This is a genomic window from Staphylococcus sp. MI 10-1553, assembly GCF_010365305.1.
Taxonomy (GTDB): domain Bacteria; phylum Bacillota; class Bacilli; order Staphylococcales; family Staphylococcaceae; genus Staphylococcus.
In genome coordinates this window covers 2385199-2402751 of the sequence record NZ_CP048279.1, presented here as the reverse complement: position 1 = coordinate 2402751, position 17553 = coordinate 2385199, and the positions used below count along the sequence as shown (strand labels likewise).

The following is a 17553-nucleotide window of genomic DNA, read 5'->3' as shown; positions in this document are numbered from 1 at the left end:
TGTCATAACATCAATAACGTTATAGATTTAAATATCAATAACACAAGCCCCAATACTTTCATCGTGTTATAATTGATATTGTCCCCTAAAACAAGTCTATCTATATCAATACGAAAACGCTACTTATGACTTAGAAGTAGTGACCGATTTCAGTCGTTTACTTACTTTCATCAAAAGCTGTAATCACTTTTTCTAATAATCGAGTTAGTTCGTTTACTTCGTCAGGTGTTAAAGATGAAGCTTCTGCAACTTGTTGAGATGCATTTGCTAATTCTGGTTCCATTGCTTTACTTTTCTCAGTTAAATGAACAAATACTTCGCGTTGGTCGATTTCAGAACGTTCTCTTTTAATCAAATCAATTTGTTCCATACGTTTTAATAAAGGTGATACGGTCCCTGTATCAAGGGCTAAGTCTGTTACAACTTTTTTCACATTTACAGGGGACTGGTCCCATAAAATCTCTAAAACTAAAAATTGCGGATACGTGAGCTTATATTTTTTGAAAATCTTGTTTGAATAATAGCGGTTAACTTGTCTTTGTGCGTTATACAAACTAAAACATACTTGCTCTTTTAAGTTTAAATGGTCAGACATAATTAGTTCTCCTCCAGACATTCTATCCGTTTTCTCTTTTTTTATCACGAATGGGAATCCGTCCATAATCGAGTGATTTAAGCCGTTCTCACTTAAATCTATGCTATCCTTAAAATATAGCATGCAGTAATTTTAGAAGATAAAGCGTACTTTATCAAGTTTAAAGTCAGACATATACATATATTATAACAGATTTGTAGATTTTTTGAGAGAAAGGGTTAAATTTATGTTTAAAAAACAAACATCACTCATATTGATTCATGGATTTCTCGGAAGTGGCAAAACCACATTCTTAAATCATTATATGACGCAAATATTAAAAAAAGATGAGAAAGTTGCACTCATTGTAAATGAATTTGGTGATTTTGATGTAGACAGTCATCTTTTGAGTCGATATGATGTACAACAATCAGCATTACAAGGGTGTATTTGCTGTGACATTCAACACGATTTAATTGCGCATTTGTACCAATTAACGCGTGATGCAGAAGTTGATTATATCATTGTAGAAGCTACTGGTGTCGCGAATCCAATTGATATTTTGGTTGCCTGTCAAGACCCTTTAATAGTGGATGTATTTTCATCAATTGAAACTATAGGCTTAGTTGATAGTGTCAGATTTATGAAACGACATGACAATACCGCACAAACGAAAGCTTTAATGGAAGATCAAGTCCGTGCGAGTCAAACGATACTGGTTAATAAAGCGGATTTAATAGAAGATGAGGCACAACTTCAAGTGATGATTGAAGAAATTAAGGCGTTATCACCTAAAAGTCGCATCGTTCTCACACAATATGGTGAAACATTGAAAACAATTAAAAAAGGTGCAAATGCACAAAATGTCGATGTGACGGGGTTCCATAGTCATACACATGCACATTATACGAGCTTACAATATCAATTCAATAGTGCAGTCTCTCAGGAAGCACTTGTTCAATTCATTTTAAGGCTGCCTGACAATGTATTGCGATTAAAAGGTTATATTCGTTTGCGCGAACAGCCTGATGAGATTTTCTTAATTCAATATTCAGAAGGCCTACCATCTATTGAAAGTGTAGGTCACCTGACAATCCCAACTTCTATTGTAATCATAGGCGAACAATTAGATAAGGCCATGTTAAGAAATCAATTGGATATGTTACAATTTACTTAATTCTGGATTATTCAAGGGGTGTTTAAATGGATCAAATCACTATCAATCAGCATGTGAAATATTCTAGAGTCATACAAGGCTTTTTTCGAGCGCATCAATGGCAGAAATCGACACAAGCCATGAATCGTTTTATCCATGAACTTGTTGAGCGTGGCGTGACAACGATGGACCATGCCGATATTTACGGGCATTATACTGTGGAAAAAATGTTTGGAGATGCATTGGCTTTGTCACCTGAACTGCGCGATAAAATTCAAATCGTAACTAAATGTGGAATTGTCTTGCCGAATCAAATTTATCCAGAGCAAACCGACCATCGTTATGACTTAAGTAAACAGCATATTAAACGTGCAGTTGAGCGTTCATTAAAGTCATTTCAAGTAGAGCATTTGGATAGTTTGTTGATTCATCGACCATCGCCGCTAATGAAACCGTGTGAAATTACCGATGCTTTAAAAGATTTAGTCAAAGAAGGTAAATTGTTGTCATTTGGAGTATCTAATTTTCAGCGCCCACAATATGAATTATTAAATCGTTGTTTGAAAGACGACAAGTTTCATATCGCAGTGAATCAAATTGAAATTTCTCCTTATCATTTAAAAGCGTTTCATGACGGCACAATTGATGATATGTATCGTGAAGGCGTGAAATTAATGGCTTGGGGACCTTTTGCAGGGGGTCGTTTGTTTGATAAAAATGATCCAGTTGCAGCACGTGTCCTTCCAGTATTAACTCGAATTGCGAAAACACACCATACTTCAATTGTTGCGGTAGTGTCGGCATGGTTTAAAAAGCATCCAGCTGACATCATGCCGATTATAGGAACTGAACGACTCGAACGTGTTGACGAAGTGATTGATGGTCTCCAACTTGAATTACATGACCAAGAGTGGTTCGATATTTATACTGCTGCACAAGGCTATGACATTCCATAAAATTGTCACATAACAAGGAAGTCAACGTACAGCAAACTTTAGTACAATTAAACGTGATTATTAGGAATTGAGAGGGAAAAATATGACAGAAGAGGAAAAAATTAAGCGCAGTCGTTTCAAACGTAATGTCATTGCTATACCGTACATCATCTTTGGCTTTATCGTTGCATTACTGTTTATCTTTTCACCAGATATCATTTGGCTTGTCACTGTTTTTGGTATCTTTATGGTGTATAATGTCATCGCGATGTTTATTGCCTTTTTATTCAAATATGGGCGCACCGCATTGTATTTATTGATGATGACCTTATTGATGGCTGGAGCATTTGCGCTTTATCTATACATGTTACTTGAATTTCATTAGGTGAAATGTGCACGCGTTTACATGGTGTCCGTCCATGTAGGCGTGTTTTTTCGTATCGCATTGATTAGTTTTAATTGACCTATTAAGTTTACAACGTATTTCTGTTTTAGTTTGTAATTATTTAGCTTATAATAAACTATGTTAGATTTTTTAAGAACGGAAATGTGTTAGGAGGTTGGAAGATGCTGATCAACTTTGAATTCAAAAACCATCTTTCTTATAGAGATGATACAGTTTTTAGTATGGAAACAGGAAAAAGACTCAGGAAGTTAAAAGAGAATACTTATGAAGTACAAAAAACACGTCATACTGAAAAAATAAATTTATTAAAAAGCGCAATTGTTTTTGGAGCAAATGGTTCTGGTAAATCTAATTTAATTAGCGCGTTAAAGTTAATGCAACAGTTAATTTTGAGTGAAAATATGAGTGCTACTAAAAAAATTCCTAAAGCCTCTTTTTTATTAGATGATTATTCAGATAAAAATAGTACAAAGTTATGTGTGGAAATCTTAGCAAACGGGATTCAATATCAATATCAATTTGAATATGTAGAGACTGCTATTTTAAGTGAAAGATTACTTTATTATGAAAATGGTAAATACCATAAATATTTTGAAAGAGATGAAGAAGCATTTATTGTTACGCCTAAATGGGTTAAAGATGAAGTGGCGAAAACGAGAAAAAATGAACTCTTTTTAAAAGTTGGGCAAAGTGTGAATGATACACATTGTTTGAATGTCTATCGATGGTTTTCAAATCAACTCGTCTTCATTAATGGACATTTAGAGTATGATGATATTAAAGAAATGCTGCATGTGGTAGAAAATGAAGAAACCAAAAGCGACCTTATAGAATTTTTACAGAAATGTGATATTAAAGTAGCTGATGTTGATACAACTATAGATACTTTTAACATACCTAAAAAGCTATTGAACTTTTTAAATGCAATTAATAACGAAAATGAAGAAGTAACGAATACAAGTGAAGCAGAGCTGAAAACTGATTTTTATAAATTGAATTTAGTATATAAAAAGTATAATCAAGAAGGCGATAGAATAGGAAGTCAACGTATTTCTTTCGATCATGAATCTGAAGGCACGAAAAAATTGATTACTTTGGCATTGAATATACTAGACGAAACTAAAAGGGGAAGCGTTTTTGTGATGGATGAATTTGATGATTCTTTACACTTAAATCTTTCCAAAATTATGATTAAACTGTTTAATCTAATGGAGAATAGGAGTCAGTTTATTTTAACTTCGCATCAGTTGTTTTTACTAGATTGCGATTTACGCGTGGATCAAATTTATTTAGCTAAGAAAGACTTCGAAGGTGCTAGTGAATTGTATAGTATATTTGATTTTAATGATGACTATGGTAAAAGGTCAGATTTAACAATTTTTAAACGTTATTTGGAAGGTGTCTATGGTGCGGTTCCTAATGTAACGATAAATGATTTCACAACTTTGATAGGTAAAAAACATCATGTGGATGGTGGTGAGGATGAGTAAAAATAAAAGACGAGGAAGAGAGAAAAAAGGAAAAACGCCCAACAAAAAAGTTAAAATATACTGTGAGGGTTATACTGAAAAGCACTATTTTGACATGTTAAGGAAAAAGCATAGCAAGTCTAATATCAGTGTTAGTGTTGAAGCGGTAGCTCAAAGTCATAAAGCATTAGTCAAAAAGGTGATTAATAAAGAGAAAGTAGAAAAAAGTGATATAGTCGTTATCGTTTTTGACTATGACAATCAATCTACTGAGGATATCTCACAGGCTATTTCGGAAATCAGGAAAAACAACTATTATTTATTTTATACAAATCAATGTTTTGAATTATGGTTATTACTGCATTTGGAGTCTGTAAAAAAAGATAGAAGTTTGAGTGCCGAACAGCTTAATAAGAAATTGAAAAATGGAAAAATTATAAGAATGAAAGTTTTAAACAAATTCAAGAAAAGTTTGAGGATAATGTGGAGTGCGCAATGAAAAATGCACTAAAGTTAAATCATGGAGATCTTAATTTGGTGAAACAAAATCGCGCGTATCTTATTAATCAAAATCCTTATACGAATATTCATCATGATTTAAAAGTTATTTTTAACGTTACTAAGCGTTTATAGGTGAGTCATTAATCATCCCCCACTCATTAATAGCGCCATCTTCTGTTTTGTTATCATTTGTCACAAAGATTACATGTAAAAATGTGAATTGTATTATACATTAATAAAAATGCAATGATATAATAAAAGTGATGATAGACAAGGGGGTTTTGGAATATGAGACGAAAAAAAGTTTCAATTATTGGATCAGGTCACACGGGCGCAACACTTGCATTTATTATTGCTTCTCGTGGCAATGCGGATGTGTTGATTGTTGACCGTGAAAAGAACGCGTCAGTGATGAAAGGGAAAACGTTGGACATGCAACAAAGTGGGTCTATTTTAGGCTTTAATGTGCATGTGAATTCAACTGTCGACTATGCGGATACGAAAGATTCGGATGTCGTTGTAATCACGGCAGGGGTCCCACGTCAACCTGGTATGAGTCGTGATGATTTAGTCCAAACGAATGAACAAGTCATGGTCGAAGTGACGAAGAAAATTGTGCAATATTCACCAAACTGTACGATTATCGTCTTAACTAATCCGGTTGATGCGATGACGTATACAGTTTATCGTACGTCAGGTTTTCCAAGTGAACGTGTGATTGGACAATCAGGCGTGTTAGATACAGCGAGATTTAATACATTTGTTGCGGAAGCTTTAGATGTTGCGGTGAATGATGTGACAGGATTGGTGTTGGGCGGACATGGTGATACGATGGTGCCGTTAGTGCGTCATAGTCAAGTGAATGGCGTGCCACTTAATGAATTGTTACCACCAGAAAAAATGGAAGAAATTGTTGAAAGAACGCGTAAAGGTGGCGCAGAAATTGTACAACTGTTAGGGACAGGGTCGGCTTATTACGCACCAGCAGCTGCAGTGTATGAAATGTTAATTGCGATTTTAGAAGATCAAAAACGTGTATTGCCAACGATTGCTTATTGTCAAGGGGAGTATCAATTGAATGATATTTATATCGGCGTGCCAACCCTATTAGGGGCAAATGGTGTTGAACGTATCATTGAATTAGAGTTAACGGATGAAGAAAAGGCGCAGTTGAAACGTTCAGCTGAAGCGGTTGAAGGTGTGAAGGCGGCGCTGAAAAGTTTGTAAGATAAGCTGATTGTTGAACCGTGCAGTGTAAGGGGGAGAATCATTTGTCTTGCGTTTTGCTCAGCCTTTCTCCCTCTCCTGTACTAACACTGAGTCGAGCTGTGACGCATCATACGTTCAATTTAACATATAAAAATAAACCCCGCGTTGTTGAGGTGCGTGGGGTTTTAATCGTTATGAAAAAATTTGGAAAAGGACGCTGATAAAAGCAAGTGTATTATTAAACATATGCAAGAAAATGGACACAGCAATATTGCAACCACTTTTAATGTAAGCGACGACGAACATCGTTGCTAGAAAAATATAAGGTACAGCTTCAAGTGGATGGTGTGCGGCGACCATATGTAAACTTGCAAAAATAACGATAGAAATCAGACCTGTAAACATGACGCCCCATTTTTTACCGAGCTCGCCAATAATGATATGGCGGAAAAGCAATTCTTCAGTTATCGGTGTCAAAATGGCTAAACTTAAAAATACGAGTGGTAACCAGGCAGGTTGATGGAAAAAGGCCATGAGTGCTTCTTGGTTGCCTGTTTCTTTAAATTGCCATTGTTCAGGTAAAAACTGTATTACATAAGTGAAAATCATATTCGCAATCATATATAGCACATATGCACTGGCCATCAGCTTGATATGCTTTTTACTTTGAGTCAGTGTGACGTTTATCTTAGTTTTTAAGCCATGACGATGTGACCATGCCAAGTAAATAATGACAAAGATGGACGTGAATATACCGACAATTAACAGTGCCATTGCGACCGGCATATGTGTTGATGGTATTAAGAATAGGCTGAACACATTGCCCAGAATGATTTGTGCTAAAAAATAGATGACAATCGCCCATAAATCACGCCAGGCGACTTGCTTTGAAGACATATGCATCATTTTCCTCCTAGGTATTTTGATTCTACATTCATTAAATGCCAAAAAGCAATAAATATAAGCTTACAAATTGAAGACATGTAAGAATATAACTGTATTTTAGCAATAATTTCACTTTAAAGGGAAGTTGCCAGTTTGGATAATGTCGTTCGTAATACAACATTTGAATTCCGAATACTGCAATGCCCATAGGTAGTAAGAGCATGACGAGGGGCCACAATTTCCGCCAGCCGATTTGATAGTAAAATAGAGTGATAAGAAGTTGAAAGACCAGTATCGCACTGATAAGTATAACTGTTGAAATCATGACCGGCTTCGAACTCCTTTCACAAATAAGAATAGTAAAGCTTGAATCAATATGATGAATGAAATAAAAATAAGTGCCTCAAGGTTCAGTGCTTTCAATGTTGAGGCGATGACGGAAAATGGATGGTTAATAATATGTACACTATGAAAACGTAAAAAACGTCCTACATAAATGCCGAGTCCATTCAAAACCATCATGCCGAACAAAACAACAATACGTAATAGAGTGACCTGAATGAGATGATAGATTTCCATCACAATTAACACATAACAATAAAGTGCGAAGATGACTGATGAGATGAGCAATGTGAAATGGAACCACTCATATAAATTGAGCTCAGTTAAAAAGTTAAATGTAAATTGATTCAAATGGATTAAATCTGTCACCATGTAAAACGTGTTCGGTAACATTAATATAAAAATAAGTAAGTATATGATAAAAAGCGGCCATTCAAATGCACGCCTCGGTATAAAGAGTTTAATCAAATAGGCCAATTCTAATGGAATATAAGCTAAAGATACATTGAGTGTTAAAAACTTTAAGTGATTGGGAATAAGTATTGAAATAAGAATTAATACCACATAGGTGCTACGCGCAATGTATCGGGCATTCATTGTGATACCTCCTTCTATGAGATATATAGCATAACCGTTCATTTCGATGGTTTCAAATTTTTAACTGTCGTTTAAAGAGGAATCAGTCTCAAGTTGTAGATATGACAGTGAAAGTGAGAGGAAGCGGATCTGTTACATCGCTTGCTTCGGCTACCTTTAGATTATAATAAGCTATAGAATAATAAAATAAATTTGATAGTATAAAAAAAGCTTGATGTTCTTTGTTTCAAAATCTTTTAATTTTAGCGTTTCAAAACTTTCTTTTGTAAAATGAATGTTATATAATGTTGTAATATTTTGGATGAAGCGGAAGGAGTGACGCATTTGAAAAAACAATTCATCATCTTATATTTGAATATTTTCTTAGTCTTTTTAGGTATAGGGCTCATTATTCCTGTGTTACCTGTCTATTTAAAAGATTTAGGGCTGACCGGGGCAGATCTGGGTGTACTCGTTGCAGTATTTGCGCTCGCTCAAATGTTGATTTCACCTTTTGGCGGGACTTTGGCAGACCGGTTAGGCAAAAAACTCATTATTTGTATTGGCTTAGTTTTATTTAGTATTTCTGAGTTTTTATTTGCATGGAGCCACACTTTTTCATTACTTGTTGTGTCACGTGTGCTCGGTGGTTTTAGTGCTGGGATGGTCATGCCAGGGGTGACAGGTTTGATTGCGGATCTCTCTCCACCAAAAGATAAAGCGCGAAATTTTGGTTACATGTCAGCAATCATTTCAGCTGGTTTTATTTTAGGGCCAGGGATAGGTGGTTTCTTGGCAGAGATTTCACATCGTTTGCCCTTTGTTTTTGCTGGTGTACTCGGCGTTTTGGCATTTATTTGTACTTTGATATTCATCCAGTCACCGAAACGTGCAACCACACAAGGTTTTGCGCAGTTTGATAGTACGGAGCTTGGCAAAATTAATTACAAAGCCTTTATTACACCCGCGATTTTAACGTTAATTTTAGCGTTTGGCTTATCTGCATTTGAGACGTTATTTCCACTGTATACAGCAGATAAAATGGATTTCCAACCGGGTGACATTTCAATTGCGATTACAGGTGGCGGTATTTTTGGTGCCATCTTCCAAGTGTTCTTATTTGATAAAATGATACGTCGCATGAGTGAGCTCGTGTTTATTATTTACGCTTTAATCTATTCGGCATTTGTCCTAATGCTACTTGTTTTTGCACATAGTTATTGGCATGTGATGTTGATCTGTTTCATCGTGTTTATCGGTTTTGACTTAATTCGCCCTGCATTAACGAATTATTTCTCAAATATTGCAGGGAATCGTCAAGGCTTTGCGGGTGGACTTAATTCAACATTTACGAGTATGGGGAATTTCATAGGACCACTCATTGCCGGCGGTTTATATGATGTGAATATTGAATATCCATTATACATGTCGATTCTATTTATGCTACTCGGCTGTATTGTGATTTTGATTGAAAAACAATTACGTCGTCATCAAAATTTGAAACAGTCTTAAACAATTCAATCAAAAGTAAAATAAAACAGCAGATATCTCATTTGACACGTCATCACGACAGCGGTGTCATGCGATAATCTGCTGTTTTCGTGTTATAATGTGAGAAATTGAATTGAAGAAGTAGGAGCGAATACGTGATGCACATTAAAATACTAGGCTATAACATTTTTCAAAAAGGTGGCACAACGCGAAGTAACCTCAATTTAATCCAAAGTTTTCTGGGTGCAGGTCATCAAGTAACGTATGTCAACTACATGCATTTTCGTCAGCGTGAAGTGACTCAATTGAAAGCTGAAGAAGGGCAAGCGATTGAAGGTGCGCAGTTTATCGCATTTCGCGGGGCACAGACGTTAGCTCAGGCAGACTTACTGATTTTAACACGTGAGGACTTTTTCAAATTTGCGCGAGAAGTGAAACATCGTACGCCGGGAATGCGCATTTTAGGTGAAATTCATAGTCCGTTAGCGTATCTTAACCCACAAATGGATTTGACATTAGAGGCGATTGATGCGGTACGTGTCAGTACGTCAAAAATTGCAGAAGCATTTCAAAAGCGCTATGACTATCCATATGTCTTTCCGATGTATGTGAATCATCAGCATGTGCAATTTCAAGCGAAACCAGTCCACCAAACGCACAATCTATTAATGAAAGCCCGTTTTGAAGATGAGATTAAAGATATTTCGTATGTGTTAAAATTGATGCGCTATTTCGTGTATACACAAGGCGAAATGAGCATTCGTCTTTATTTACAAGGATATGGACCTTCGTTGGAATTGTACGAAAATCTCGTCGTTGCATATCATTTAGAAGATTATGTCCATATCAACGGACCAGAGCCGACAGATTATATTTACGTCTCAACGTCGCCATATGAAACGTTCGGTTATTCGATATTAGAAGCAATGGCACAAGGCAACCGTGTTTGTCTTTATCCGGGCGAGGATGGTGTGTTGAAAGATATTTATGCGCCGTTTCATGCGGTCACTTGGATGACAAAATCATTGGAAATTGATGCTGCGAAAATTGTAGCAATGGTCAATGACACGTATACAGATGCGGAACGTGAAGCGGATGTCGAGACCTTCGACACACAACTTGCACAAAGTCACGATACAGAGGCATTGATTTCTCAAACAATGGCCATGGCAGCAATGCATACGATTGATGTGTCGCAAATTGCTAAACCGAAAATGAAAGCAAGTTATCAATATGTACAAAATACGGCGAAACGTATTGCAGTTAAAGTGAAAGAGACAGCAGAACAAGCACCGAAAAGTCCGTTTCGTAAAGGGTCACGTTTGTATCAACTGACGCGTAAAGGGCTCTTTAATGTTGAAGCGCAAGTGAAAAAATTTCAAAATCAACGTCGTCATGTGTCAGATCAGGCGGTGTTTATCGAATCGTTCCATGGTAAAAACTTTTCAGGTGATCCGAAAGCCATTGCATGTGCGATGAAGCGATTATATCCGGAACTTACGATTTATGTTAGTGCGGCGGATCCGTTAGTAGAAATGGAAATCCGTAGCTATGATATGACACCTATACGCTTTGGCACACGTGCTTACATGCGTGCTTTTGAACGATGTCGTTATGCGGTCATTAATGGAAATTTGTGGGATAGACTGGTGAAACATCCTGAGCAACAAGTCATTCAAACGTGGCATGGCTTTCCTCTTAAACGAATGGTGAATGACTTGGTAGATGCTGTCGAGCGTCAAAAACAAGCCCAACAATTTGCACCGCGCATGCAGAAATGGGATGTATTGTTATCAACTTCAGAACGCTATGAAAACTATATTCGCTCAGCATTTCGACTCGATACACATCCGAACTTAACGATTTTGCGTGACGGTGCACCACGGAACAGTTTGTTAATCCGCCATCAAAACGATGAAGCGAAATGGTTGGAAATCCAAGAGAAGTATTTATGCCAACGAGATGGGTCTAAAAAGTACATTTTATTTTGTCCAACTTGGCGTAAAAATGCGCGACAATCGGTATCAGAATTAGATATTGTCGCATTGTTGGAACGTCTCCCGTCATCTTATGAAATGATTGTGAAATTGCATCCGAATGAAGGGCATTTACGTGAACGTTATCATCATTTACATCCGCGTGTCCATTGCTTTTTTAATGAAATGGTGGACATTCAAGAGTTATATTTAATATCAGATGTACTTATTTCAGATTATTCGTCAGCAATGTTTGATTATGCGCATTTAAATCGTCCAATTTTAATTCTTGATGAGGATACAGTAGATTATCAACAAGATGTCGGCTTTTACTTTGATATGACGGAATTTCCAAGTATTCAAAAAGTGACGTTAGATGTCGAAAAAATTCAGCAGTATATTGAAACAACATCATCTGTCGATCATCAAAAGGTCATTGCACAATTAATGACGTATGATCAACGCGATTCAGATGAACAAGTCGTGCGGTCGATATTTGCGCGATAAATGTTTAGAAAGAAGGTAGAGTCATGGCGAAACAAAAGAAAACGAATGCGATGCGTCAATTGGATAGAGCGAAAGTGGACTATGAAATTCGAACGTTTGAAGTCGGTGAAGGACATCTTGAAGGTCATGAAGTTGCCTCACTGATTAACGCGAATAGTGAAGAAGTGTACAAAACGCTCGTTCTTGAAAATGCAAACCATGAACACTTTGTCTTCGTTATTCCAGTGACAGCACATTTAGATATGAAAGCAGCAGCGGCAGCAGTGCACGAAAAGAAATTGCACTTGATGCCACTTGATGATTTGAAAAAAGTGACAGGATATGTACGTGGAGGTTGCTCACCTATCGGAATGAAGACACATTTTCCGACTGTCATTAATGGTACTATTGAAGATCTCGACCAGGTTTTCGTCAGTGCAGGACAACGTGGGGGACAGATGGGCTTAGCGCCACATGATTTAATTGACATGAGTCGTGCTGAAGTGAAAGACGTCATTCAATCCCATTGAGTCAGACGGGAATGCTTTGCCACAGCTATCATATACAACAAATGTCTGACAATGATATAAGCCTCGGGACGCAGGTGTTCAGCGTTGCGCACATGATAGAATATGAATGTAGCGAAGTTGAAAATGACATATATGGAGTTGTATATGATGAAAGTTAGAGATTATTTTGAACGTGTTAAAGAGAATTTGTTAGATATGAAGATAGGTTCTAAAAGTTTTGTGATTATGATTGTGTCAATGGTGTTGTTAAGTATGATTTTTACACCATTTATCGGCATTCCAGCTGGTGCAGTCATTGGTTCTTATGCATACGAACGATGCTAAAATGATAAAAAAGAAGCGTGATACGACAAAGATTCAAGTCGGTCACGCTTCTTTTTTGAGTTTGTATATCACATAAATATCAATGACAATAAAAGTCCAGAAAACGAGCAAACTCACAAGACTCAATATGAGGGCGATATTGGACTCTTTTGTCATGATATTAGAAATGTTTAGGACGACAAAACCTATAGAAATGACGAGAGAAGAGATTGCCGCTGTCAGTCGTTCTTTTCTACTTTTTAGCATAACCACGTCCTCCTTCAATCTAAAATATATCTACTACTATTTTAACAAAAATTCTAAATCCTATCGATTGAATCATTAGTTGTGTGATTGAATAATGAGGTTACTATGAGATTGCCCTACCCATCTTAACCTTTCAATGATGGCCACTTTTGAATCGTTTTTTAATCGTATGGAAAAGATACGCTGCTCACATTGCACATAGTACGACAATGATCATGTTGATAATCCATTGCCACCAATGTTCTAACGGGAGATAAGAAAAGAGTACAAAGAAAGGAACGACAAAAATCAAATCTAAAACGCCAATACCTGTCAGTGCTTCATCGAGGTTATCCTTTTTCAAATCTGTCACGCCCCTTTTTGGATTGTTCATTGACTACATATTATCCATTTAACCCTATCATAGCATGACCTCATGATGATTAATATTGATTTCCATTATCTGAACACATACTAAAGTGAAAAATTCCAATGCCATTTTTGACTGAATGTGACTGATTTTTGTCTTTCTCTATCAATATATGACTGGTTTTGAAAATTTATGAACGAAAATGATTGATTAGTGAAAACGGATACACTATAATGTAACTGAATTGAGGTGATAAAGTTGTTAACGGAAAAAAGGCATCAACTTATACTAACTGCATTGGAACAACATCAATTTCTATCATTGCAACATTTAATGGAATATACGGGCTCAAGTGCCTCCACAATTCGACGTGACTTATCGAAACTCCAAGACGATGGCAAGTTGACGCGTGTGCACGGGGGCGCAAAGTTAATTAGCGAACAAAAGGAACCTGAACTTCATGAGAAACGTACACAGCATATTGAAGAAAAGGTGGAAATTGCGAAAAGAGCGGCACAACTTGTGAATGATGGTGATTGCTTGTATTTGGATGCCGGTTCTACAACTTTAGAAATGATTCCTTTTTTAACGGCGAAAGACATTACGGTAATCACGAATGGGTTACCACACGTTGAAGAGTTATTGAAAAAAGGGATTGCGACTAAAATTATCGGTGGCGATGTGAAGGCAAACACTTTGGCAGTAGTCGGTAGTCGTGCAGTCTCGTTCTTGCAACATTATCGCTTTAATAAAGTATTTCTAGGTGTGAATGGTATCGACTGTGAAGCAGGGCTCACGACACCGGATGAACGTGAGGCAATCGTGAAAGAGACTGCGATGAAACACGCGCAACAAGTGTATATACTAGCGGATGCATCTAAGTTCAATCAACAATATTTAGCGGCGATTCACGCGACAGAGCAACCGATTTTAATTACTTCAGAAAAAGCACGGCATATGCGTCATTTTGATATTTATGACAATCATTTTGAAATATTGGGAGGCAAATGATGATTTATACAGTGACATTCAATCCATCTATTGATTATGTCATGTTTGTAGATGATTTTGCTGCGGGTGCGTTGAATCGTACGACGGCCACTGCGAAATTTGCGGGTGGTAAAGGGATCAACGTTTCTCGCGTATTACAAACATTACAAGTTCCTTCAACAGCTTTAGGGTTTATCGGTGGCTTTCCAGGTCAATTTATCGAAAACACTTTAAAAGCAGAAGGAATTCATACGGCATTTACACAAGTTGATGAAGATACACGTATTAATGTGAAGTTGAAGAGTCAAGCTGAGACAGAGATTAACGCGGCTGGACCTCACATTACCGAAGCGCAAGTAACGACTTTATTCGAACAACTTCAAGCAACAACCGCTGAGGATATCGTTGTTGTAGCCGGAAGTGTGCCTTCAAGTCTGTCGGACACCATTTATATTGATATTGCAAAAATCACACAACAAACAGGCGCAAAACTTGTCGTTGATGCTGAGAAGTCTTTAATCGAGGGGATTTTACCGTATCATCCTTTATTTATTAAGCCGAATCAGCACGAACTCGAGGCAATGTTTAACACGAAGATAGAGACAGACCAAGACGTGTTAACGTATGCCCGTCGTTTAGTTGATAAAGGGGCACAATCTGTTATCGTGTCACTCGGCGGCGCTGGAGCGATTTATGTGGATCAAGATGTGGCATATAAAATTCAAGCGCCACAAGGTCAAGTTGTCAATACAGTCGGCGCTGGTGATAGTACAGTAGCCGGAATGATTGCAGGACTTTCTCAAAATCTAGCGTTACCTGAAGCGCTGGCATTAGCGATAGCATCAGGTTCTGCGACAGCCTTTAACGATGATTTAGCACAATATGACATGATTCAAGAACTCCAAGCATATGTGACGATTCAACCACTTAATGAGGAGGGGTAACATGAGAATTACTGAGTTACTCACAAAAGAGACAATCGCAATTGATCTTTCAGCGACTACGAAAGACGGTGCCATTGACGAACTCGCACAACAATTAAATCAAGCAGGAAAATTAAATCAATTAGATGATTATATCGCAGCTATTCACAAACGCGAACAACAAAGTTCAACAGGCATTGGTGAAGGGATTGCGATTCCACATGCGAAAGTAGAAGCGGTAAAAACACCAGCTATCGCATTTGGTAAGTCTAAAGCAGGTGTTGACTATGACAGTTTAGACATGCAACCTGCACATTTATTCTTTATGATTGCAGCACCGGCAACTGGCGCACAAACGCATTTAGATGCTTTAGCCAAATTGTCGAGTGTTTTAATGGACGAAAGTGTGCGTCAAGCATTATTAGAAGCTGATTCACCTGAAGCTGTGCTCGCGATTATTAATAAAGCAGACGACGAAGCAACAGATGAAGACACAGAAGCAATGGCAGAACTTGCACCTATAGATGATGATGAACCTTATATTCTTGCGGTGACAGCTTGCACAACAGGTATTGCACATACGTATATGGCGCGTGATGCTTTAAAAAAACAAGCTGAAGAAATGGGCATTAACATTAAAGTTGAAACAAACGGCGCAAGTGGTATTAAAAATAGATTAACGCAAGAAGATATCGAACGTGCGACGGGTGTTATTGTTGCGGCAGACGTTCATGTAGAAACCAATCGTTTTAATGGTAAAAACGTGGTTCAAGTCCCTGTGGCTGATGGGATTAAACGTCCAGAATCATTAATTAACACAGCATTGGACACAACACGTAAACCATTCGTAGCTGACAATCGTCAAAGCTCAAAAGACGATGATGAAAAATTAAGTGTCGGTAAAGCGATTTACAAACACTTGATGAACGGTGTATCGAATATGTTACCGCTTGTCATTGCCGGTGGTATTTTGATGGCAATTGTATTTATGATTGGTCCTAATGCGATGGATCCGAAAAGCTCACAATACAATGCATTTGCTGAAACGTTATGGAACATTGGAAATAAGAGTGCATTTGCGTTAATTATTCCAATTTTAGCCGGTTACATTGCGCGTAGTATTGCTGACAAACCAGGTTTCGCAGCAGGTCTTGTAGGGGGTATGCTTGCAGTCTCTGGTGGCTCAGGATTTTTAGGTGGGATTATCGCTGGTTTCTTGGCCGGTTATTTAACGCAAGGTATTAAGACAGCAACGCAAAACTTCCCGCAAATGTTAGAAGGACTTAAACCAACATTGATTTACCCAATTGTTTCTGTTACTGTAACAGGCTTATTGATGATTTACGTATTCAATACACCTGCTGCATGGTTAAACAATGCTTTAATTTCAGGATTGAACAACTTATCAGGTAGCAATGTGGTCATTCTCGGAATTGTACTCGGTGCAATGATGGCGATTGACATGGGTGGTCCATTCAACAAAGCAGCTTACGTTTTCAGTACTGCAGCGTTAACTGCAGGTAATGCAGTACCAATTACAGCAGCAATGGTTGGCGGTATGGTACCTCCAATTGCGATTGCGATAGCGATGATGATTTTCCGTTCTAAATTTACAAAAGAACAACGTGGTTCAATCATTCCTAACTTTGTCATGGGCGCAAGTTTTATTACTGAAGGTGCTATTCCATTTGCGGCGGCAGACCCATTACGTGTCATTCCGTCAATGATGATTGGTTCAGGTGTTGCCGGTGGACTTGCGCTATTATTCGGTTCAAATATTAACGCGCCACACGGTGGTTTAGTCGTGATTTTTGGTACGGATCCAAGTCACGCATTACTCACACTGCTTGCTATTTTAATTGGTGCGGTTGTCGGTGCATTGATTTACGGCATTATTAAACAATCACCAAATAAAGCATAGACATTTTTTGAAGAGATACATGCATGGTTTTGAATCATGTGTGTGTCTTTTTTGGTATTTGGGAAAAGTTTGAGGAGTCGAGATGTCAGAAATAGTCTACAAACTTCAAAATGAGTTCTATGTGCTATGTAGTAACACGCATTAAAATATTGTATGTAGCAATAAGGAAAGTCAATCAAAGCAAAACTAGGATAAATCATAGTCTGTATAAAATGGGTCCTAAGTCTCACAGGTTCATAGTATAATTTCACTCAAAGATATGAT

At 37.4% G+C, this 17553-nt stretch carries 18 protein-coding genes; 13 read left to right on the top strand and 5 right to left on the bottom strand.

Features of this window, described 5'->3' with window-relative positions:
• Positions 1-157 precede the first annotated feature (157 nt).
• Entirely contained in the window at positions 158-595 is a 438-nt protein-coding gene (gene mgrA, locus GZH82_RS11330) for a global transcriptional regulator MgrA (protein ID WP_014614573.1), read from the bottom strand.
• Between the two features lie 226 nt (positions 596-821).
• Here mgrA and GZH82_RS11325 point away from each other — a divergent pair, with 226 nt between their 5' ends.
• The 6 genes from GZH82_RS11325 (at position 822) to mdh (ending at position 6268) form a co-directional block, all read left to right on the top strand.
• On the top strand, positions 822-1751 hold the full coding sequence (locus GZH82_RS11325) for a CobW family GTP-binding protein (RefSeq protein ID WP_162682570.1): 930 nt from the start codon (positions 822-824) through the stop codon (positions 1749-1751).
• Between the two features lie 26 nt (positions 1752-1777).
• On the top strand, positions 1778-2686 hold the full coding sequence (locus GZH82_RS11320; RefSeq protein WP_162682569.1) for an aldo/keto reductase: 909 nt from the start codon (positions 1778-1780) through the stop codon (positions 2684-2686).
• A gap of 82 nt (positions 2687-2768) precedes the next feature.
• The gene (locus GZH82_RS11315) at positions 2769-3050 is read left to right on the top strand and encodes a hypothetical protein (RefSeq protein WP_162682568.1); all 282 of its coding nucleotides are present in this window, start codon (positions 2769-2771) and stop codon (positions 3048-3050) included.
• 182 nt (positions 3051-3232) lie between these two features.
• On the top strand, positions 3233-4561 hold the full coding sequence (locus GZH82_RS11310; RefSeq protein WP_162682567.1) for an AAA family ATPase: 1329 nt from the start codon (positions 3233-3235) through the stop codon (positions 4559-4561).
• The gene (locus tag GZH82_RS11305) at positions 4554-5039 is read left to right on the top strand and encodes an RloB family protein (protein WP_162682566.1); all 486 of its coding nucleotides are present in this window, start codon (positions 4554-4556) and stop codon (positions 5037-5039) included. Before GZH82_RS11310 ends, GZH82_RS11305 begins: the two co-directional genes overlap by 8 nt.
• Before the next feature lie 290 nt (positions 5040-5329).
• Positions 5330-6268: a malate dehydrogenase gene (gene mdh, locus GZH82_RS11300; protein WP_162682565.1), complete on the top strand. Its 939-nt coding sequence runs from the start codon at positions 5330-5332 to the stop codon at positions 6266-6268.
• A gap of 174 nt (positions 6269-6442) precedes the next feature.
• Here mdh and GZH82_RS11295 read toward each other — a convergent pair whose 3' ends face one another.
• Both GZH82_RS11295 and GZH82_RS11290 read right to left on the bottom strand, forming a co-directional pair.
• Entirely contained in the window at positions 6443-7147 is a 705-nt protein-coding gene (locus tag GZH82_RS11295) for a CPBP family intramembrane glutamic endopeptidase (RefSeq protein ID WP_238989568.1), read from the bottom strand.
• A gap of 309 nt (positions 7148-7456) precedes the next feature.
• Complete coding sequence (locus GZH82_RS11290; protein ID WP_162682563.1) at positions 7457-8074, bottom strand: DUF1361 domain-containing protein; 618 nt, start codon at positions 8072-8074, stop codon at positions 7457-7459.
• Positions 8075-8398: 324 nt separating this feature from the next.
• Between GZH82_RS11290 and norA the strand changes: the two genes are divergently transcribed.
• The 4 genes from norA (at position 8399) to GZH82_RS11270 (ending at position 12860) form a co-directional block, all read left to right on the top strand.
• Positions 8399-9565, top strand: coding sequence for a multidrug efflux MFS transporter NorA (gene norA, locus GZH82_RS11285; RefSeq protein WP_162682562.1), 1167 nt, complete (start codon positions 8399-8401; stop codon positions 9563-9565).
• Positions 9566-9702: 137 nt separating this feature from the next.
• Positions 9703-12027 (top strand): CDP-glycerol glycerophosphotransferase family protein, encoded by a 2325-nt coding sequence (locus tag GZH82_RS11280; protein WP_162682561.1) that lies wholly within the window; start codon positions 9703-9705, stop codon positions 12025-12027.
• A 23-nt stretch (positions 12028-12050) separates the two neighbouring features.
• Positions 12051-12536, top strand: a complete 486-nt coding sequence (gene ybaK, locus GZH82_RS11275; RefSeq protein ID WP_162682560.1) for a Cys-tRNA(Pro) deacylase — start codon at positions 12051-12053, stop codon at positions 12534-12536.
• A gap of 144 nt (positions 12537-12680) precedes the next feature.
• Positions 12681-12860: a VraH family peptide resistance protein gene (locus GZH82_RS11270; RefSeq protein ID WP_238989567.1), complete on the top strand. Its 180-nt coding sequence runs from the start codon at positions 12681-12683 to the stop codon at positions 12858-12860.
• A 42-nt stretch (positions 12861-12902) separates the two neighbouring features.
• Here the strand turns inward: GZH82_RS11270 and GZH82_RS11265 are convergent, their stop codons facing one another.
• Together GZH82_RS11265 and GZH82_RS13970 are read right to left on the bottom strand one after the other, a co-directional pair.
• On the bottom strand, positions 12903-13106 hold the full coding sequence (locus GZH82_RS11265) for a hypothetical protein (RefSeq protein WP_162682559.1): 204 nt from the start codon (positions 13104-13106) through the stop codon (positions 12903-12905).
• A gap of 187 nt (positions 13107-13293) precedes the next feature.
• Positions 13294-13479: a DUF6007 family protein gene (locus GZH82_RS13970; RefSeq protein ID WP_203232890.1), complete on the bottom strand. Its 186-nt coding sequence runs from the start codon at positions 13477-13479 to the stop codon at positions 13294-13296.
• 234 nt (positions 13480-13713) lie between these two features.
• On the opposite strand from GZH82_RS13970, the gene GZH82_RS11260 reads away from it, so the two are divergent.
• The 3 genes from GZH82_RS11260 to GZH82_RS11250 are packed head-to-tail and all read left to right on the top strand — an operon-like array spanning position 13714 to position 17289.
• Entirely contained in the window at positions 13714-14466 is a 753-nt protein-coding gene (locus GZH82_RS11260; protein WP_162682558.1) for a DeoR/GlpR family DNA-binding transcription regulator, read from the top strand.
• Positions 14466-15389: a 1-phosphofructokinase gene (gene pfkB, locus GZH82_RS11255; RefSeq protein WP_162682557.1), complete on the top strand. Its 924-nt coding sequence runs from the start codon at positions 14466-14468 to the stop codon at positions 15387-15389. The genes GZH82_RS11260 and pfkB overlap by 1 nt, the downstream gene beginning before the upstream one ends.
• Position 15390: 1 nt before the next feature.
• On the top strand, positions 15391-17289 hold the full coding sequence (locus GZH82_RS11250) for a PTS fructose transporter subunit IIABC (protein WP_162682556.1): 1899 nt from the start codon (positions 15391-15393) through the stop codon (positions 17287-17289).
• Positions 17290-17553: the final 264 nt, after the last annotated feature.